Source organism: Catellatospora coxensis (assembly GCF_016862635.1).
GTDB lineage: Bacteria > Actinomycetota > Actinomycetes > Mycobacteriales > Micromonosporaceae > Catellatospora > Catellatospora coxensis.
In genome coordinates this window covers 1-20988 of sequence record NZ_BONI01000116.1, presented here as the reverse complement: position 1 = coordinate 20988, position 20988 = coordinate 1, and the positions used below count along the sequence as shown (strand labels likewise).

Below are 20988 nucleotides of genomic sequence, written 5' to 3'. Positions count from 1 at the left end.
ATTCGTGCCCGCGTCGTCGACGAACCGCGACACCTTGCCCGCCGCTTCGACCAGCTTCCGCAACCCACCGCCGTCGATCAACTGCGCAAACCGCGCCCGCACCGCCTCGGCGGTCTCGCCCTTCCATCCCGCGCCACCGACCTCATCCTCGATCGCGGCGAGCTCCTCCTCGACCGCGGCCAGGAGCTGCTCGAACTTCGCCCACAACCGGCCCAGCGCCCACAACAGCCGCGCAACCGCCTGCGGCCACGACTCACCCGTCACCACCAGGAAGAACCGGCGCATCCACTCCGGAATGTCCTCATCCACGGCTCACCCCGGGCTCAGAACGGCAGCGGCAGCCATAGCTCGGGCAGGATCAGACCCGCGAGCCGATTCACCAGACCCGGGTTCGGCTTCCGTCCACGCCGCGGGGTTCGATCCAGGCAGGTGCCCTGTGGCAGGAGCGACGGCTGAGCCCGCCTGACCGCGCACCCTCACACAGACGTGGGCAGATACCTCGGCTTGGTCCAACACAGCACATCGGCCGGCTGAGGGAGCAGACTCACAGGCCACAGGAGTGTGTACGAGTTTCGAGGCGGCGCAGTTCAACCGAACTTCGAAACTCTGCGGGTCCGACGTGTTCCGACCGGTGCCACGGCTGCGATCGGCAACCAAGATCGGCGGCAGGCACAGTCTCGCGCGAACGCGAGTTCGAAAGCCGTTCCCGCGCTCGCGTCCAACCACCGGCTCGCGGCACAGCGGCAACCAGGTGAACCGGCGGGACGTACAGCCCGTAGACATGTATAGGTCCCTGGGGGACCCGGCGCCGGGGGAACGGCGTCTGCCCTGTCCGGGCAACCGACCCGATGATCCACGCCTCCTCCCGGGTCGCTCTCGTCGCGAGGGCCAGGACGTCGGCTCAGCGGTGCGAACTTGCCCGCACCGCTGAGCCGTCCACAGTCGTTCGAGCGGGTCCGGCCTCGGCTGCGGGCAGTCGCGCGCGGGGTGGAATCGCGTTCGTTCGCTTCCGCTGGAGCAGGATTCCAAGATTTTCCGGCTGATCGGGAAGGAGTCTTAACAGTTTTTGGTTCATGATCAGCATGACAGTCGTGCCACCGGGCACGGGCCGCATGTGGACCCGTGATTTCAGCCTCTACTTCGTCGCCCGCGCCGTCGCCCTGCTCGGCGACGGCATGCTGCCCGTCGCCGTGGCACTGGCGGTGCGCTCCGCCGGCCACGGCGACTCGGGCGTCGGGCTGGTGCTCGCCTCGTGGATGACCCCGCTGATCGCACTCATCCTGTTCGGCGGCGTGTTCGCCGACCGCTTCGGCGCCCGCCGCCTGATGATCGGCGCGGACGTGGTGCGCATGCTCACCCAGTCCGTCGTCGCCGTCGCCCTGATCACCGGCGACGCCCCGCTCTGGCTTCTGATCACGATGTCGGCGCTGGCCGGCGCGGCCACCGCCATGTTCCAGCCCGGCGTCGCCGGCATGGTGCCGCGGGTGGCCGCCGACGTGCAGCGCGCCAACGGAGCCCTGCGGGTCGCCGACGCAGGGGCGCAACTGCTCGGCCCCGCCCTGTCGGCGACACTCGTCGTGCTCACCGGACCCGGCACCGTGTACGCGATCAACGCCGCCACCTTCGCCGTCAGCGCCCTGTGCCTGCTCGCCCTGCGGCTGCCACCGGTCGCCCGCGCCCCGCGCGCCGACGTCACGATCCGCCGCGACCTGCGCGAGGGCTGGCACGAGTTCCGCACCCGCAGCTGGATGTGGAGCGTGATCCTGATCTGGGTGGTGTTCGGGGTGACCCTGTTCGGGCCGAACATCCCGCTCAGCTCCGGCGTGATCACCGAATACCTGGGCGAGAACGCGTACGGCTGGGCCATGTCGGCGATGGGCGGCGGCACCGTGTTCGGCGGCCTGCTCGCGATGCGGGTACGCCCGGCCCGGCCGCTGGCCGCGGGCGGCCTGGCCATGTTCGGATTCGCGCTGATCCCGCTGTCGGTGTCCGTGCACGCGCCGCTCGGGCTGCTGCTCGCGGCGCACGCGGTCGGCGGCGCGGCCTGGGCGTTCTGGTCGGTCATGTGGGCCACCAGCGTGCAGACCCAGGTGCCCGGCGACGTGCTCAACCGGGTGTCGGCCTACGAGATCGCCGGCTCGACCGCCGGCATCCCGATCGGCCAGGTGCTCGCCGCGCCCGCGGCCGTGCTCATCGGCGCCGACCAGGTGCTCGGCGTGTCCGCCCTGGTCGGCGTGCTGGGCTGCGTCGTCCTGCTGGCCGTGCGCCCGGTCCGCGAGCTGCGCCGCGCCGCCGCCTGACCTTGCACCCGTGGCCCCGGTCGGCGGGGCCACGGGCCCTGCGCCATGCCGCCGTTCCTCATGCCCGGCACCGACCGCCTGCCCCGTTCGGCCGTCCCAGGACCGGAGTCACCCGTCCTGGTCGACCTTCGACTCGCGCTGCACCCACGTCACCAGGTCGGCGAAGTCGCGCTCGACGGCGGCGGCGGTGTCGCCCTCGATCAGCACGGTGCCCAGCCCGGCGCCGGAGGACGTGCGCGGGTCGACCACCCGGTCGCCCGGGGAGAGCCAGACGTGGGCCTCGCGCACCCCGGGCCGGGCGGCGATCTGCTCCCGGTCGGGGGCCGACACCAGCCGGCCCGCGGGCAACGGCATCCAGCCGTGGGCGTAGCTGCCCGCCCGGCCGGGCCGCTGCCGGCCGGCGGGCACGCGCAGCACCGCCCGTGCCCACTCGTCGTGCAGGTCGATGCCGAACTTCAGCTCGGCCATCACGTCGGCCTTGCCGCCGCAGATCCGGCCGCCGCACTCGCTGAAGATGAAGCCGTCCTCGTCGAGGAACGCCTCCATGTGGAAGACACCGTCGGTGTGCCCGAGGGCGTGCATCGCCGCCTCGGCCAGCTCCGCGCCCTGCCGGTACAGCTCGGGGTGCTCGTCGCGGTCCTGCGCCACGTACAGCATGTGCGCGCCGTCGGCCATCTGGATCAGGTTGCTCTGGTAGCGCGAGATGCCGAGGTGGCGCAGCCGGCCGTCGCGCACGACGCCGTCGATGGCGTGCTCGTGGCCGGGCATGAACCGCTCCAGCAGCCACGGCCCCCGCTTGCGGGCCTCCAGCAGGCGCTCGCGGGCCAGGTCGGCGGCCGCGGGGCCGCCCAGCACGACGGTGTCGCGCGCGCCCGCGCCCGCCAGCGGCTTGAGCACGCTGGGGTATGCGGGCACCCGCAGGTCGCGGATGTCGTCGACCGGCCAGCAGTCGGCGACACGCAGGCCCGCCTGCCGGATGCGCAGCTTCTGCAGCTGCTTGTCCCGCAGGTTCATGGCCGTGGACAGGGGCATCCAGGACCGGTCGCCGCCGATCGCGGCCGCCGTCACCATCGTGAACTCCTGCTGGCTGCATACCACGTCGAAGTCGCCGGGCCGCAGGCCCTGGCGGGCCAGGCCGGCCAGGACCGACTCCGCGCCGGCCGGGTCGGCGACCCGCACCGCCCGGTGCGGCCGCTGCCCGGTTGTCGCGTGGTCGTCGTCGCCGGGCCGCAGGGCGCAGGTGACCTCGGCGCCGAGCCGGCGCAGCGCGGCGATGGCCTTCGGACGCCAGCCGACCAGCAGCACGGAGGTCACGCCGCCACCCCCTCGACCGCGGTGCGCCACCCACGTCCGCCCACTGCCGAGGCGTTCCCGAACCTGTCCATCGAAAGAACCTCTTCCGCTGCTGCCGACAATGCAGCGCAACGTATTAGGCCACTTATTAAGGCCTTATTAAGAGGCGATTAGTGAACGATGTTGCCCAGGTCAGTAGGTTGGCAATGACACACGGCCGCATTCGAGGCAGCGACTCCCACAATTTGCTAACAGGTTGTTCACATCTGCTGAGGCACAATCCGCGCAGCGATACGACGCGCAGGAGGTGACACGTGGCAGCCCGGATCCTGGTCGCCGATGACGACCCGAAGCTCGTACAGGTGCTTCGCATGTACCTGGAGCACGAAGGGCACAGCGTGCTGGCGGTCGCCGACGGCCGTGCCGCGCTCGACCAGTGCCGGGCCCGCAACCCGGACCTGGTCGTGCTCGACGTGATGATGCCGGAGGTCGACGGCCTGGACGTGTGCCACATCCTGCGCCGCGAGTCGGCGGTGCCGATCATCCTGCTGACCGCGCGCAGCACCGAGAACGACATCCTGCTCGGCCTCGACCTCGGCGCCGACGACTACATCACCAAGCCGTACAGCCCCCGCCAGCTCGTCGCCCGGGTACGCGCACTGCTGCGCCGCTCCGGCGGGGCCGCCACCGGCACCCGGGGGCCCGTCGTCGTCGGCGACCTCGTCGTCGACGCCGACAGCTTCGAGGTGCGCGTCGGCGGGCGAGCGGTGGCGCTGACCGCCAAGGAGTTCGGCATCCTGGAGGTGCTGGCGGCCGAACCCGGGCGCGCCTTCACCCGGGCGCAGATCATCGACCGCGCGTTCGGCTTCGACCAGGACGTCCTGGAGCGCACCGTCGACGTGCACGTCGTCAACCTGCGCCGCAAGATCGAGGACGACCCGGGCGAGCCCCGGTACGTGCAGACGGTCTACGGCCGCGGCTACCGCATGCCGCAGCCGGGCGCATGACGTTCCGGACCAGGGTGTTCGCCCTGGTGGCCATCGTCGTGCTGCTCGCCACCGGAGCCAGCACCTACCTCACGTTCACCCTCGCCGAGAACGCGGTGACCGCGTCGGCGGAAGCCCAGCAGCGAGTCATGCGGCAGATCGCCGAAGAGGTCACCCAGTACGGCCGCAACCACGGCACCTGGGAGGGCGTCGCCGAGGTCGCGGCCGGCATCGCCCACCGGACCGGACGGCGCATCAGGCTCGACACCCAGGACGGCTCGGTCGGCGTCGTCGACACCGCTCTGCTCGACGGGCAGCCCGTGACCCCGATGACGAAACTGACCTTCCCGATCGACGCCCGCGCCCAGCTCGACCTGCCCCGAGAGTCGGGCAAGGAGCGGGAGATCACGCTGCTGGCGATCGAGCAGTACCGGCGGGAGATCCGGTTCGCCGCCTGCCTGTCCCGCGCGGGCGTGCAGGCGCTGGCCGTCACGACCCAGTACGGGCTGCCGCTCATCACGCACAACACGGCCCCACCCGACACGGTCGCCGACTGCCGGACGGGAACCGCCAGCCAACCGCGCTCGATCACCCGCGACACCGAGGAGGTCGGCCGCTGCTTCGACTCGACCGCCGAGCCGGGCCCGCCCGGCAAGACCCCCGTCGCCGTCCCGACCAGGGAACCCGACCCGGCCCAGCACCTGCGGACCTGCCTGCGTGAGGTGTTCCTGTCCCGTATCTCGATCGTCGGGCCGGAGCCGCTGCGGCTGGCCGTCAGCTCCGAGGACGGCATCGACACCACCCCGATCATCCTGGCGTTCAGCGTCGTCGCCGTGCCCATCGTGCTCGGCTCCCTGCTGCTGAGCCGCCACGTGCTGCGCCCCATCCAGCGCCTGACGGTCGCCACCCGCCGCTTCGGCGAAGGCTCCCTGGACCAGCGCGTCAGCGTCGACGGCGGCGACGAGCTGGCGCAGCTCGCGGCCACGTTCAACGGGATGGCCGATTCGGTGCAGCGCGCCGAGGAGCAGCAACGGCGGATGATCGCCGACATCGCCCACGAGCTGCGCACCCCGCTGGCCAACGTCCGCGCCTACCTGGAGGCGCTGGAGGACGGCCTGGTCAGCGCCGACGCGACGCTGTTCGGCTCGCTGCACGAGGAGACCCTGCTGCAGCAGCGCATCATCGACGACCTGCAGACCCTGGCGCTGGCCGAGGCGGGGGCGCTGGAGTACCAGCGGGCGGCGGTCGACGTCGGCGAGTTGCTGGACAGCTGCCGGGCGGCGCATCAGGCGGCGGCCGCGGCCGTCGCCGTCGAGCTGGCCGTTACCGCGCAGCCCGGGCTGGTCGTGCACGCCGACGCGGGCCGGCTCCGGCAGGCGGTCGGCAACCTGGTCACCAACGCGGTCCGGCACTCCCCGGCGGGCGCCACGGTCACCCTGTCCGGGCTGCGGCTCGGGCATGCCGTGCAGGTGCGGGTCACCGACCGCGGTTCCGGCATCCCCGTCGCGGACCAGCAGCGCGTGTTCCACCGGTTCTGGCGCGCCGACCGGGCACGGACCAGGGCCACCGGCGGCAGCGGCCTGGGCCTGACCATCGCCCGTCAGATCACCGCCGACCACGGCGGCACGATCGGGCTGGTCAGCGAGCCCGGCCACGGCACCACCTTCACCATCTCCCTGCCGACCCCGCCCTCCCCCACCCGCCCGAACGAAGGAAGGGCACCTTCATAACGGACGTCCGTGTAGAAGGTGCCCTTCCCATCTGCCGTGGCGGCGTGCCGCGTCGGCAGCTGCGGGAATGCGGTGCCGCCGGTCGGGGTGTGGTCTGCCGGTCAGCGGTGCTCGGCCGGGCCGAAGGCGGTCAGGAAACGGTCGCGGAAGGCGTCCATCCGCCAGACAGGTGCGGAGGGGTCCGGTCTGAGCCCGTCCTGCCAGCCCCAGGCGGATGTGCGGTCCATGACGGCGCGGTCGCGGGCGAGGATCGTGATCGGCACGTCGCGGTTGGTGTCCTGCCCGATGACCTCGGGGCCGGGCTGGTGGTCGCCGAGGAAGACCAGTACGAGGTCGTCGCCGCCGTAGGTCTCGACATAGGAGATCAGCGCGCGCAGGGAGTAGCCGACCGCGTCGCGGTAGGCCGCGCGTGCTCCGGCGTCGGCCTGCGCCGCGACGGTGAAAACACCGCCGTCGCCGATGCCGTCCCAGCTGCGCAGCTCGGGGACGGGTCGCCACGGCGAGTGGCTGGAGATGAGCGGGATCGCCGCCATGACCGGCGCGCCGGTGCGTTCGCGCTGCTGGAAGACCGACAGCGTGTACTGGTCCGGGACGACGGAGTAGCCGAAGGCCGGGCCCCGGTAGCCGAGGTCGGGGCGGGCGTACAGCCGGTCGTAGCCGTACAGCGCCGCGCCTTCGGGCCAGGGTTCGGTGGTGGCGGGCATGAGCGAGGTCGTACGCCAGCCGGCCCGCCCGAAGGCGCCGGGCAGGGTGAACCGGTCGCTGTCCAGGAACGCCTGGTAACGCTGCTGATTGTTGATCCACAGGCCGGACAGCAGGGTGGACTGGGCCAGCCAGCTCCCGCCGCTGGTGGTGGGCGAGGTCAGCCAGGCGCTGCGCGAGGTGTACCCGGCGGCGCGCAGCCTGCCCGCCGCGTCGTCGAGCAGCCCGGCCGTCGGCACGGCCAGGTCCGGCTGATCGAGGGCGACCCGCCCGTAGCTCTCGACGAACGCGATCACGACGTCCTTGCCGCGCAGCGCGGACAGCAGGTCCTCGCCGGGCAGGTAGCGGAACGCGTCCGTGGCGACCAGCCCGGCGAACGTCTGCGCGTCCTGCACCCCCGCCTGCGCCTGGCGCACCCGGTCGTAGAGGTCCCGGGACGCGACCGGCACGCCGGGCACGAGCTGCACGCCCGCCGCCCCGACGACCAGCCCCGCCACGGCGAGCACGCTCACCGTGGCGGCTGCGGCACGCCGCCGCCGGGCCGCGACCGCGGCCAGCCGCCCGAACGACACCGCCATGACGGCGAGCACGACGACGCCGATCAGCACGGCGGCCGCCACGGCCGCGTTCGCGGTGGCGTCGCCCGCCGACTGCCGCAGGTAGTCGGCCGCCGCGGCGAGGAACGGGCCGTCGGCCATCGGGTCGAAGGGCCGATCGAGGAAGTACGAGAACCCGAGCCCGACCAGCTTCAGGATGCCCAGCAGGCCGAGCACGGCCCCGACGACCAGCGCGACGGCGCGCCTGGCCTTGCCCGGGGTCAGGATCACGATGAGCACGCCGAGCAGGCCGTCCACCGGGATACGCAGGTACGCCGCGGGGTCGGTGAGCCGGTCGGCCTCATTCGGCGCGACGAACAGCAGCAGCACGGCCAGACCGGCCACCGCGGTCACCACGCGGGCGACGACACCGCGCCCTCGGCCGCGAACCGGGCCGCCCGCGGCGCGGTCGTGCCCGGACGGGTCGACGCCGTCGTCGGCCGGGCCGCCCCCGCGGGTACCCGCGGACCGGGTGGCCGGCGGCCAGAGGTGTCTGATGCGCAACTTCGGTCCTCGGATCTCGGCGGGTTGCGGTATCGCGCCGACACGGCCGGATGGGCGCGCCGGCGTCGGGGCGGATCGGAGCACTGATCACCGTAGTCACCGCGGGCCCGGTATGTCAGCGCCCGCCGCCGTTCATCCAGGCCACGCCGCCCGCCGACGCCCCACCGATCCGATCCGGTCAATCAGGCAGAGTTGACAGCAACCGGCCGGACTGGTTGCATCTGCTGATTGTTTGGTCAGCTCGGGTCGTTGCCGCGCGCACACCCGGTGGCCGGTCAATTCGGGGGAGGAATTCTTGACGGGGAGCGGCGCTCGCCTCGGTTCACCGCGCCTTTCTCGCCTCGACCGGTACACCGTTGCGGCCGTGCTCGTCGGCGCGCTCGGGGTCGGCTGGCGGATCTGGCTCACGGCCCACTCGACGCCGAACACCAACAGCGACGAGGCGACCATGGGACTCGCCGCGCTGCACATCGGCGAGGGCCGCGACCTGCCGATCTACTTCTACGGCCAGCACTACATGGGCACCATCGAGGCGTACCTGGCGGCTCCGCTGGTCGCGCTGTCCGGGCCGTCGGTCACCGCGCTGCGCATACCGAACATCCTGCTGTTCGCGTCCTTCCTGGCGCTGATGTTCGTCCTGGTCCGCCGCCTGTTCTCGCCCGGCCTGGCCGCCGTCGTCGTGGGGCTGCTCGCCTTCGGCTCCGACCGCGTCGTGAAGAACCAGCTGATCGCCGGCGGTGGCTATCCGGAATCCGCGCCGATGGTGGCGGGACTGCTGCTGCTCACCTACGGGCTGATGACCCGCCGCCTGACCTCCCCGTGGGCGTACGCCGGCTGGGGGCTGACGTTCGGGCTGATCGTCTGGAATCACTGGCTGCCGGCCCCGTACCTGGTCGGGGCCCTCGCCGCGCTGCTGGCTGCCCGGGTGCTCACCCGGCGGCTGGGCGCGGTGGTGCTCGCCGGTGCCCTGGTGGGGTCGCTGCCACTGCTGATCGACAACTTCACGGCGGGTATCGAGAACAACTCCGTCGCCGTGTTCCTCGGCCTGAACGGGGCGGGCAGCGGCGCGTCGCTGTTCGACCGCATCGTCGGCGGAGCCTGGTTCGGCCTGCCGATGGGCATGGGCCTGTGCGCGCCGAGCCGCTGCGAGGGCTGGTCGCTGTGGTGGGGGCCGGTCGTGGTCGCGCTGCTGGTGGCGGCGATCGTGCTGGCGGTACGCGGGCTGCGGCGGCTGCGCCGCACCGGTGACGACGGCGACGAGCGGGCCCAGGAACTGCTGCGGCTCGTGCTCGCGGCGGGCGGGCTGCTCAGCCTGCTGAGCTACGTGCGCAGCCCGGCGGCGGCCGACACTCCGATCGAGAGCGCCCGCTACCTGGCGTTGCTGGGGATCGCGCTGCCCGCGGCGCTGTGGCCGCTGTGGCGCGTCGTGCGTGCCCGGACCGGGTGGGCGGTGCCCGCGGCGCTGCCCGTCGGCGCGCTCGCGCTCACCATGCTCGCGGCGTCGGTGACCCTGGCCGGGCAGGCGCCCGGTTACGAGTCGGCGGGCCGGGGGCAGCAGCAGGTCGTGGCGGCCCTGCGGGAGTCGGGCTACACGTACGTGCAGGGCGAGTACTGGACCTGCAACTGGATCAGCTACCTCAGCGCGGAGCAGACCGTCTGCGGGGTGGTCGACGACCGGCTCGAACGGGGCTTCAACCGGTACCAGTCCCACTGGAAGGCCCAGGCGCAGGCGGTGGTGGCGCCCGCCGGTTCCGCCCTGGACGCGGAGCTGGCCCGGCGAATGCCCACGACCACCCCCGCGCTGGTGGGCGGCTACCGCATCTATCCCACGCCGACCACGCCCTAGTTCCGGCGCGCGGGCGTCCGCTCAACGAGATTCGGCTGATCCTTCGCCCTCGCTGTCGCTGTTGGCGGTGCCCAGGTCATCGCGATACGAGTGCAAGGTGTCCCAATAGCCGTCATCCCATCTGAAGCTTTGCAGCGGAGCCGGTCTCGGTCGGAGCGGAGGAAGCGACGGAAGAAGGTGGAGATGGACATTGTCACGCCCGAGCTCGAGGAGATCGCGTCCGTCAGGGGTGGCCGTGAATCGGAACCCGATTTCACTCATGTCAAGAAAGTAGTGGCTGACAGTGGTGGAGGTCGGCCGCCAGGGCCACGCATCGACCACGAGCGTGTTCGGGTGTCCGGGCGGACCGACGAGGACGAATCCGTGGTCCATTTGGTGCATGACATAGGTGAGTGGCACGCCCCTCATCCGCGGGTCGTTCCAAAGCAGGCTGAACGCCAGCGCCGCATACTCGCGACATGTGCCAACGCCGAAATGCATGGCCAGGAACGCATTACGTCCGATGTCCACCAGTGGATCGGGCTCCTTGGACGGGACCTCGTAAGACGCGTTGCGGACGAAGCTCATGACCCGGTCGAGCGCTGCTCCGTGGTACCTGTCGCCGGTGCGGTAGTGGTTGGCCGGCTCGTAGAGCATGAGGTCCGACACTCGATCGACGACCTGACGTGCGACGTCTCTTGAGACGCGTCGCCAGGTGTTCTCCCAGTTGCCCGCCAATACGATCTGGTCGATTCTCTCAGGGATTGCGGCTGCGTCACGTGTGGCGACTTCAGCGTGCGCAGTCAGGGCATGAGCGATGTCCGATGCCAATCGTCCGCGCAAGTCCTGTCGCAGCTGCTCCCGACGCGTTGCCTGATCTGTGGTGAGTGGCTGCTGACTGCCGAGCCTGTCCAGCCGCGAGATTTCGGCGATGGTCTGGCCGACCTCGGAGCTCACTGTGGACGGGGCCAAGTCGACAAGCTCGCTGAAGTAGCGGCGATCGGCGTTGGAGAGTGTGCCGAGCGCCGCGTCAACCGCAAGCGGACGAACCCGGGCAGCGTCGTCGCGCAGATCCGCGGCACGGCGTTGCAGTTCCGCCTGGAACGCCCAAGCTTGATTGATCAACTTCTGTCGATTGGACGCTAGATCGCGGCTCAGTTCCTGCAACCGGGTGACGTTGTCCGGTGACAGATAGCTGGGCAATGACTGCTGGAAACGACGGGTGACCCGGAACGTCTTCGCGATCGTGTCCAACGGTTCGTTGCCGTGACGCCGGGCCAGATCGGTCAACCAGGCTGCGGCCTCGTAGGCGCTCTGCCGTTGCGATTCGATCTCCCGATACACCATCGACACGTTGGCAGCGGGGCCGTCCCCATCCGCGAATTGGGCGCTTTCGCGGGAGGGTCGGTATCGGCGGGGCCGGGGCCGGAATGTGGTGTCAGGCGTCTCGGCGGGGCGGCGGTGAACAGCGCCGGCGCGTCGCGTGTCGGTCAGTCCCGGCGGATCAGTGGCCGGCGCGGCGAAGACCACCACGCCGGGAACGTGCTCGATAAGTTGCGTGGGCACGAGCGGTCCTCGCGCTGCGGCTGCTGCCGCGTCATCGGGCAGCCCATCGCCGCCGGCGTTCGGGTGTCGGGGTGTGATGTGGGTACGAGCTCGCGAAAGGCGGGCGCCGTGCTGGGTCACTTGTGCCGTTCGGTTGCCTTCGATGGTCGAGGTGTCGGGGTGGTCGGTGTATCGGTGGATTCCGGTGGCTGACAGGTGCAGTCTGCCTTGGGGGTCGAGTTCGGGCCGGACGGAGATTACTTCGGTGAGGGTGCCGGCGGGTGCGTCAGGTTCGGTTACGACGCAGGCATGTTCGGCCAACGCGAGCAAAGTGCGATGGTGGGCGGGCAGGATCGCGAACAGCTTGTCGGCGAAACTGTCGCCGTCCGGGCTTACGGCGTCGCATTGGACCAGGATGATGTCCTTGCCGTACGAGCGGGGGTCGTCGTTGATCATGTCGCGTAGCTGTGCCGCGGTGACTGTGCGGCCGTTGACCATCGGCCCGTCGGGCCCGCCGTGGGCGAACACGACGTACTCGCTGTCCAGCGCCCGGAACCGCGCCGCGGCCGTTCGCTGATCCCGCTGATCCTCGTCGAGCAGCATCAGACCAGGCTTCGGCAGCAGTTCGACTGCACGGGCCAGACCGCCGTGTACTGCCCCCGATGCCGGCAGCGCGCCGTTGAAGCGCGCCAGCGCTGCCGTGTGAGGCGGCGACAGCGTCATCGCCGCAGCAGGGTCCTGGCCACCGGTCGCCGTCCCCCGGTCGTCCGGTGGCACGACCGCCGCCGGGTTCGGCGGCACCGAGCCGGGGATGTCCCGCGTCGGATCGGACGGCCGCGCCTGCGGATCGGAGGCACCGCCGACCGCGTCAGCGGTCCCCGAGCCGGAAACGGTCCCGCCGCCTTCCAGCGTCTCGGCCAGCTCCTGCTCCGGCACCGGGGCGCCGAGCACGACCACCTGATCGGTGGACGGGAGCAACACCGGGCCGCTGACTTCGGACGACTGCACCTGCACGCCAGCCTGCGGGAGCTCTTGCGTCTCCGGGACCGGCGCGTCGACGGACTCCGCCACCTCCTCCGCGGATGAGGATTCGTCGATCGTCTCCAGGCCAGGACTGCCGGGCCGGTGCGTCTGGGCCGGTCGCCACGTTCCTGCCAGCAGGGCGTCCGAGATCCTTTCCGCCGCTCGCTTCAGCTGCAGGTATACCTCCTCCTGCCGCCGGTGGTCGGCTCGGAGTCCGGTCAGCGACCCCGCGTGTGTGGAGTCGTGCTGCTTCTCGGCGTGTTCGGCCTCGCGCACCTTCAGGGCCGCCGCGGCCCAGACCCCTTGCTGGTCGGCGGCCAGGGCCCAGGCCTCGGCAGCCGCCTGATTGCCCTCGTCCGCCAGCCACTGCTCCGACTCGGCGATCCGGTACGGCACGCTGACCAGCACCGGGTCGATGAGGTCGACCTGCCTGCCGGTGACGGCGGTGCCCGCGGTGACGGGCGCGTCGTCGTCGGGTCGCACCACGAAGCGTTCCTGCGCGTCGAACTCGAAGACGTAGACCAGTCCCCGCTTGTGTTTGACGTTGGCGTAGCGCGACGCGGTGTGCGTCTGGGCGTTGCCGGTCCGGGACGAGCCGCCGATGTTGCTGGGGAGACCCGGAATGGCGTGGGGCCAGACGCCGTCGTAGGAACCCGACCGCACGCCCACGCCGGCGTTCGCCGCCGTCTGGGTGCTCACGGACTCGGTCACCCCGGCCGTCTGCCATCTCGGCGCCTCCATCTTGGGGTCCTTGTATGCCCGCACCAGGCGCGGGTTCGTGAGCCGCACGAGCCGCTGCAGGACCACCGGGAAGATCGGGAACGGACCCTCACCGAACAGTGACACCTTCTCTCCACCGGCCACCAGGTTCGGGTACTGCGGTTTCGACGTCTCGGGCATGACCAGCGCGCTCAGCGCCGACGCGGCCACCGCGCGCGGACCGTCGGTCAGATGCGCTCCCAGCAGCTCGGGCCACCACCCTCGGTGCTCGTCGTGGTGGGTGCGCACGGCGGCCATGACGGCCTGCTCCGCCGAGGCTGTTCCGGGATAGGTGATGACAGCCGCCCGGTCCGGCAGCCGGTACGTCCCGGAGGCGTACTGCCATTGCTGCAGCGCGTCGAGGGTCAGCTCGGCCGCATGCAGCGGAATGCCGACCCCGCGCGGTGCGGCGGCCGGGCCTATCGGGATGGGCCGCGCCGGCGCCGGACTGGCACGGACGTCGAGTTCGGGGATCTTGAATTCGAACGCGAAGGTATGGCTCCGGACGGTCAGCGACCCGGTCGCGGTGGAGACGGACGGCACCTTCACGACCAGCTGTGCCGTGCCCTTGAACTTGACCATCGGTCCGCGCGGCACCAGCCACCGCTCGTCGTTGGTGAGCTGCGTCTGGCCGCGGTTCGACTCGGCCTGGCTGTCGAGGTTGACCACCGGCACGACGCCGGTCGAGGCCACCGGAGTGTCGGCCTCGCCCTTCGCCTTTATCTCCGCCGGGGTCTGGTTGACCAGCGCCGGCATCACACCGGCTGACGTGACCGTGGTGAACTCGATGCCGCTGCGCCGGCCCCACAGTTTGGTATACCGACGCCGCGCGCTGGCGATGTACTCGTGCTCGGTGTGATCGTCGACGATCCTGTCGGGGTCGACATTGATCAGCTCCAGCTCGATGTGCACGTCATGCCCACGGGTCTGCTTGACAAGGCCGAGGGTGCGCTTCAGCCGCCTGCGTTGATACAGGCGCAGCGGGATTCCGGCGGTGAGGGCGCTGTCGATGAAGGCGGCGATGCCGTACCGGCCGAGGACCACCGACAGGCGTGACACGTTTCCCATCGGGTCCTGGAACGGGTCCTCGGGAAGCAGGTCGACGCCGTGCCGGGCCAACTGCCGCGAAAGGTCGCCGGCAACGGACCAGGTGTCGCCGATGTGAACCGCCAGACCTGGTCCGAGGTTGCCCCGGTGGGCGCCCGGCATGAGATATGCCGGGGCGTACCAGCCCTCGCCGGCCGGGCGGGCGTTGATCTGGATGCTGCCGAGGTGGTGGTCCAGTCCCCCGGGCAACGGAAGTTCCGCGAGCGGCCGGTCCGGGCCCGCTGCCGCGTGCTTGATGCGCTCGTTGGTGTCGAGCACGTCGATGAGCGACATCTCCATGACGGTGCTGCGAGGCATGTGCACCAGCCAGGTCTGCGAACGTGGGGTGGACGCTCCGATGTCGCCGGCCCCCACGGTGCGGCGGGTGAGCGTCAGCCGGAAGTCTCCGCTGACCAGGTACACGACCGTCGGACCCTCTTCGACCCTGTTACGTTCCGCACCCCCGTGGCGGTGGTTCGCCTCGCCTCTGGTCCGGCTGTGCCGCCACCCGATGTGGTTGTCGCTGCTGCTGTAGCCCGCCGTGTCGTCCACATGGCGGTATGCCTCGACCAGCCGCACGGCGAACTCGTGGGTCCGTGAGCGCGTGTTCGTCAGCGCGTACGAGCCGATGACCGCGTCCTCTGTCTCCAGCTCCCGCAGGGCGGGCTCGTGGAAGGCGGTGGGTTCGAAGGTGACGTGCAGTTCGGCTTCGTCGTTGGTGAATACGTTGCTCCACAGCATCCGGCCGGTGGTGTTGCCGTGCTCCATCATCAGCGGCAGCTTCGCCTCCAGGAACTCGGGGCTGAAGAATGCGTCGAGCTGGGCTCGCACATGCGATCCGGGCAGCGCCATACTCGCCAGGCCCGCCGTCTCCACCAGGTCGAGGGCGTGGCCGCCGAGCTGTCCGATCCCCGCGATACCGGGCACGGCGATCCGTAGCGGCAGCAGTGGGGCCAGCCGCGCCGGCTCGGCCGCCTTGGCTTCCTGCCGATCGTCCGGTACCGCAGGCAGGCGCGGCACGGCAAGGCCGGGGCCGGTGTCCACGGTGATCGGCCCCGGCCCGGAGCCTCCCGTGATGGTCTCCATGACGCCGGCCCACGGCTTGTCCACCCAGACCGTGGCCTTCTCGCTCCGCAACCAGATGCTGTGGTCCGCCGTCGGCGGCGTCGGCCGTGTCGCCGGCTCGGCGCCCGGGATCGCGACCTTGCGCAAGGCCCTTATCACCTTGTTCGAAGCTTTCACCTTCGCCCGAGGGACCGCGATGCGTGCGATCTGGCCCGCTTCGTCGATCTTGGTGTGGATCCTGCCGTACGGGCGACTCGACCTGGTGTTGAGCAGGCGCTTCAACGCGACCTTGGTGTTCGGTCCGATCACGGTGCCGACCGTCACCACCCGCACCCAGGACCGGGGCCGGAAATACGAGGTCATCTTGATCTCGAAATCGACGTCGAGGTCGTAGGCCAGCGCCGTCACCCTGCTGCCGTCGACGGGTGCGGGGTCACCCGTGGTCAGGCCGACCCGGACCCGCTGCGGGCTCACCCCGATCACCCGCAGGCGCTGGTACATGTACCGCATCAGCAGCCCGACAGTGGTGCTGGTGCCGAACAGCCCCTTGGCGTAGCCGGCCATCGCATGCCCGCCCAGCGATCTACTGTTCGACAGCTCGACTCCCGCCCGGTCGACGGCGATGCCGCCCTGCTGGAACGAGACGGTGCGTGACTGACCGTCCTGTCTGCCGCTCCTGCGGTGCGCCTTGACCACGATCTGAACCCGTTCGATGTCGGCTCGCCGCCGGCGGCTGAACGTCAGCGGAATGCCGGTGTCGAACAGACTGTCGACGAAGCTCCTGACGCCGGGCTCGGTGAGCAGGTCCTGCACCTTGTCGTGGTGCTGCTGGGCCTCGACGAGCCGGCGGACGGTGTTGGCCGCCTTGGCCGAGCGCGCTCCGTGCAGCGAGAAACCCGAGCCTTCCATCATGTCCCGAATCCTGGCCCGCACCTTCTCCAGGCCGGAGATCTCCGCGAGCACGCCGTCACCGATCGGGTGGTGCAGCAGCCAGTGACCGGCAGCGAGCGGTATCGGCGCGGGGAGCCGGCGCATCAGGTCGGTGGCCACCCGCACATCGACCGTGTCCGTGCCGGTGGCGACGTGCGGTTCGGCCCGCCCGTCCACGGACAGCGTCCAGCGCACGTCGTAGGCGCGCAGCACGGACGGCCCCATGTAGAAGACGGTCCGCATCCTGCCGCCCGCGCCGCCGCCGAGCGCACGCTGCTGCCGGCGCGTGCCCGCGTCGACGCCCGCGGCGACCGCGGCACGGTCCGCCACCCGGTAGCCGCCGGTGACACTGACCGCCAGGGCCGAGTTCGCCGACGTGTCGTGGTGCAGCCCTCGGAAACCGACGAGGGTGTCGCGGATCAGCGCCGCCGCGGTCTGCCGGGAGTCGGTGTGGGTGTCGCCGGTGGCGGTGATGACGAAGGACGGGAACCAGCGTTTGGTCGTCTCGTCGAAGAGCGAGGGCACCCGCACACCCTCCGCGAACTGCCGGAACGACGCCTTCACATGGCGTTGGCGCAGGATGCTCAGCAGCGTCCGCCGGCTGTCCGTGCCGATCATCAACAAGCCCGGCGGCAGTACGCTGCGGACGAGCGCGTTCAGGTGGGTCGTTGCCGCCGACTCAGGGGTGATGGCCTTGGGCAGGTGTTCGCCCAGCGGGCTGTTCTCGCGGCGAACCGGCTCGAATCCGGCGTCGAGGCTGTACTCCGGCGTCGCCAGCCCGACCTCGGCCTGCACGGTGCGACTGGTGCCCGGCACCTCCTGTTCGCCGACGTCGGAGCGCGTGAACAACGTCGGCAGCAGGTCGCCGTCCTGCCTGGTCGCGAGGTGGGCGACACTCCGCGGGCGCACCAGGCGGAGGTGAAATGTCGCCGCGACCTTGATCCCGGCGGTGCCGACATCGGCATGTGTCGGCCGGACCTGCTGGTCGGACTGCACGACGTGGCTGGAGGTCACGTTGTGGCTGATGTCGCGGACCGTGCCGCCAAGACGGACGCTGACCGGCACGGCGGTGCCTCCGTCGACGAACGCCAGGTTGAAGGGCCCCGAGACGACGGTGCTGGCGCCGACGGTCTTGCTCTCAGCCTGGGTCGCGGTCGCCAGGACGGTCGTGTCCACCAGGGTCCGGTCGTCGGGCCCGTCCTGGGTCGGTGCCAGCTCGAATCCGGCGAGCGTCACCCGGACCTCCAGTTCCCTGGCCTCGCCCCTGACCTCGACCGGGAAGCGTTCGCCCACGCCCAGCAGCGCGTCGAAGTCGCCGAGCACGCGCGCGACCAGGGCGTCCAGCCCATCGGGCGTCGCTCCGGCAGCCGCCTGCCGGACCGCCGCCTCGACCTGCGCGAGATGATGCGCGGAGATGCCGGCGACCGCCGAATCCCCGATGGAGGTGCCATCACGCAGGTACCGGCGGACCATGTCCGCGATGCGGGGTGGCGCCGCCAGGAGCGGGTCGTCGATCCACCAGCGCCAACCTGGACCGGCCAGCGCCGCAGCCCCGACCGTCTCCCGTGCCTGCTCCCAGATCCGCACCGCCTCGACGCCCGTGCTCTGGTAGAACGCGTCCGTGTCCGCGGCAGGGAGCAGGCCCGCGGATCGCAGGGCGGCGACAGGATCACGGCTGTCCTCGATCGCCTCTGACGCCAGTCGCCGGGCCCTGACATAGGCCGGGCTGCTCTCCATCGCGGTGCTCATCTCCGCCTCGGCGTGGGCGAGCCAGAGCAGGCTCACCTGGCCGGGGGCCTGCGCCGGGTCTTCGGCGAAGAGGTCGTTCAGCCGCTCGCGTGTCTCCGCCTCCATCCTGGCGCGGGCGTCCTCGTGGGCGAGGGCGCGTTCGTACGCGAAGGCGACCAGGGCCAGCGCGTCGGCGTCAGCGGACGGCAACCGGCCCAGCGTGTCGCGCAGCCTCGTCACGGTCGGCTGTTGCTCATCGGTGAGATTGGCGAAGTAGCGCTGCACCTCGGACGTCGCGTTCGCCACCACCATCCGTCGCAGCCTGCGGAGCAACCGCGGGTCCGCCACCGACTGCGGGTTCGTCGCCGCCTCGGGTTCGGAAGACGTCACCGAAGCGAGGTCCGGCAGATCGACGTCGCCGGTGTCTGTGGGTTCGCTGGGTTCGCTGGGTTCGGTCGGCGGTCCCGGCGCCCGGTCCAGCAACACGTCGTGGGCGCTCAACACGGCCAGCACCCCTGCGTCGGACTCATCCGGTCCGGCTGTGGTGAGCACCTCGCCTATCGCGTCCGTGAGATCGGCAAGCTCAGCGTCGGACAGCCGTGCGATGTCCGCGTCATCGGTGCGCTTGCCGACGCGAAGGTAGTCTGCGACGTCACCGACGCGCGCCGGAAGGACAGCGGCCGCCGGGTCGTGCATCCACCAGCGCCAACCCGGCCCCGCGGTTTCCGCCACGGTGACAATGCTCGACGCCAACGCCCAGAGCTGAAGAGCGGCCTCCCACGGGACCTCATCGGTTCGGCCGGCAGGCGGCTCGGCCGGCAGCAGCCCTCGTTCCCACAGGGCCACCACGCGATCCTGTCCGTCTGACTTTGCCTGCTCGATGACCGACAGCGCGTTGACGCGCCTGTCGCTGTGCTCCAGGGTCACGTTCTGCCGTGCATGCTCATGCGCGCTCCACAGCATGATGGCATTCGCCAGGACGTCCCCGTCGCCCTGAATGCCGAGCTCCACCAGCGAGTTCCAGGCGGCATCGGTATCGGCGGCGTTCTCCAGCTGCTGCTGCCTCTGTGCGACGTCATACACGAAGGCCAGGAAGGCAAGATCGTCGTCGCTCGCCTTCGACAGGTCCGCCTCGATGCGCTGTAGCCGGATCAGTTCCGGCGGGCCATCAGATCGATCTATGAGTTCCCAAACCGATTCCGTCGCTTGCAACACCACCAGTCGCCGGAGTGCGCGAAGAAGCCGACCGTCGGGCGTGATCGTCGCTGCCTCTACCGGCGGCGAGGGTCCGTCCGAGGGTTCCGGTGGCTCTTCCGTCCGGGTCTCGCCCGGTGTCGGTGTGCTGGTCGCGGGCTGCGGCGGTGCCGTCCGCACGGCATCCGGGGTCGGCACGAGCGTCAGGTCGTCTGCGACGGTTCCGGTGGCGGGCCTGGTCGACGGGCCGGGCACCGCCACCTGCGGCTCTGTCAGGACGGTGTACACGTCGGCGATGAAACGACCGGGCTCGACGCCGTGGATCCAGGAGCGCACCATGGCGTCGGGGTCTGGTTTGGGGCCTGAGCTCAGCAGTGTCGCGATGGCGGGTTTCGCGTCCGGCGACCACGGTCTGCCGGCAGGCGGCTGGACGGCGGCGGGCTGCGGCTCCGAGACCGACTCGGCCGTGGAACCACCGGTGGTCAGCGCAGGGGTGGCCATCGTGGTGGTGTCGCCGGTGTCGTCGCTGCGTTCGTCAAAGTCGGCGCGGTGCCCGGTCGGGGCGGTGAGCGCGTCGGTTCGGGTGAGCGGCTCGGCGACGGGATCAGCCGGGCGGCGTACCGGCGTCACGCCGTCGGCGGGCCGGTCGAGGTCAGCCGCAGTCGGCACGTCAGCTGGTTCGGGCTGCGGAACCGGGCCCGACGGCTCGACGGTCATCGGCTCGGTGGCGCCGTCGCCCCGATCGGGCCACGCGCCGGCCGGACCGTCGCCGGGCCGCGACCCGTCGCCGTCCGCTACGACCGCTGCGGACTCGGCCGGTGACGTCGCGGTGATCGCCACTGTGGCCTGTCCGAGCGTCGGGGCCGCCGTGGTCGGGCTACCGGGCACGGGGACAGCCCTGGCGACGATGGCCGCGTCGGACACGACCGGCCCGGTGACGACCCTGCCGGACGGTGTGGTCTGCCCTCTGACCGCACCAGGCCCGCCGGCGGCTGCTGCGGCATCCGGCCGCGGCGCCGCGGGCGCTGCGGCCTCACCCGCCTGCCAAGGTGTGAAGGTGCCCGTCAGGCGCATCAACCCGTCGAAACGCCCACGCGCACGCACCTCACCCACCAGGGACCCGCCATCACCGGCTACCAGCCTCGCCGGAGAAAAGCTCCCCGCGAACCCGCCTCGCAGCCACCCCCGCCCCGCGAACTCCCCCGCCACCGCATCACCGCCGGAAGCGAACTGTCCCGCCACCCGCACCGAGCCGTCGAACGACCCGTCAGAACCGAACCGGCCTCTCAACACGAATATGCCGGAGACCGTCCCAGAACCACCGAATCCATCACCCATCGCCCACACCGGCGATCCGCCCGGACCCGCGCCACCGCCCGCGTCGAGGTCCCAGCCCGGCATGTCGATCTTTCCGACATCGCCGTCCAGGCCCGCCGACGCATCCCCGCGCCGAGACCGGTGTCCGACCCAGTCCACGACGCCTTCCACAGCGCCGGCCGACGCCGGCGCCCACGGATCATCGGACTGCTGGATCCGCCCGTTCATGATCAGATCAGCGAGCTGCTCGGCCGAGAACTCCGTCAACGCCCCCAGACCCGCCGTCCCCGGGAGCGAAGTCACCGCCCGCTCACCGACGTCGTCACCGAACCTCGACCCCAACGCCCGCGTCAACGCCCTGCTCAAACCCTCGAACAGCACCGGCCCGGCGATCCCGCCGATCAA

The 20988-nt window shown here is 71.1% G+C and carries 8 protein-coding genes; 4 read left to right on the top strand and 4 right to left on the bottom strand.

Features of this window, described 5'->3' with window-relative positions; translation table 11 throughout:
• On the bottom strand, window positions 1-285 hold a 285-nt coding region (locus tag Cco03nite_RS39110; RefSeq protein ID WP_203699089.1), incomplete at its 3' end, for a WXG100-like domain-containing protein.
• 788 nt (window positions 286-1073) lie between these two features.
• Here Cco03nite_RS39110 and Cco03nite_RS39105 point away from each other — a divergent pair.
• A complete protein-coding gene (locus Cco03nite_RS39105; protein WP_239168021.1) occupies window positions 1074-2300 on the top strand; it encodes an MFS transporter in 1227 nt (408 codons plus the stop codon).
• Window positions 2301-2408: 108 nt separating this feature from the next.
• Here Cco03nite_RS39105 and Cco03nite_RS39100 read toward each other — a convergent pair whose 3' ends face one another.
• Window positions 2409-3614, bottom strand: coding sequence for an ATP-grasp domain-containing protein (locus Cco03nite_RS39100; RefSeq protein ID WP_203699088.1), 1206 nt, complete (start codon window positions 3612-3614; stop codon window positions 2409-2411).
• Between the two features lie 293 nt (window positions 3615-3907).
• Here Cco03nite_RS39100 and Cco03nite_RS39095 point away from each other — a divergent pair, with 293 nt between their 5' ends.
• Both Cco03nite_RS39095 and Cco03nite_RS39090 read left to right on the top strand, forming a co-directional pair.
• Window positions 3908-4600 (top strand): response regulator transcription factor, encoded by a 693-nt coding sequence (locus Cco03nite_RS39095; RefSeq protein WP_203699087.1) that lies wholly within the window; start codon window positions 3908-3910, stop codon window positions 4598-4600.
• A complete protein-coding gene (locus tag Cco03nite_RS39090) occupies window positions 4597-6309 on the top strand; it encodes a sensor histidine kinase (protein ID WP_203699086.1) in 1713 nt (570 codons plus the stop codon). Before Cco03nite_RS39095 ends, Cco03nite_RS39090 begins: the two co-directional genes overlap by 4 nt.
• 101 nt (window positions 6310-6410) lie before the next feature.
• Here Cco03nite_RS39090 and Cco03nite_RS39085 read toward each other — a convergent pair whose 3' ends face one another.
• Window positions 6411-8111: an alkaline phosphatase family protein gene (locus Cco03nite_RS39085; protein WP_239168020.1), complete on the bottom strand. Its 1701-nt coding sequence runs from the start codon at window positions 8109-8111 to the stop codon at window positions 6411-6413.
• Between the two features lie 364 nt (window positions 8112-8475).
• Here Cco03nite_RS39085 and Cco03nite_RS39080 point away from each other — a divergent pair, with 364 nt between their 5' ends.
• Window positions 8476-9957 (top strand): glycosyltransferase family protein, encoded by a 1482-nt coding sequence (locus Cco03nite_RS39080; RefSeq protein WP_203699085.1) that lies wholly within the window; start codon window positions 8476-8478, stop codon window positions 9955-9957.
• Between the two features lie 21 nt (window positions 9958-9978).
• Here the strand turns inward: Cco03nite_RS39080 and Cco03nite_RS39075 are convergent, their stop codons facing one another.
• Window positions 9979-20811 (bottom strand): DUF8616 domain-containing protein, encoded by a 10833-nt coding sequence (locus Cco03nite_RS39075; RefSeq protein WP_203699084.1) that lies wholly within the window; start codon window positions 20809-20811, stop codon window positions 9979-9981.
• Between the last annotated feature and the right edge of the window lie 177 nt (window positions 20812-20988).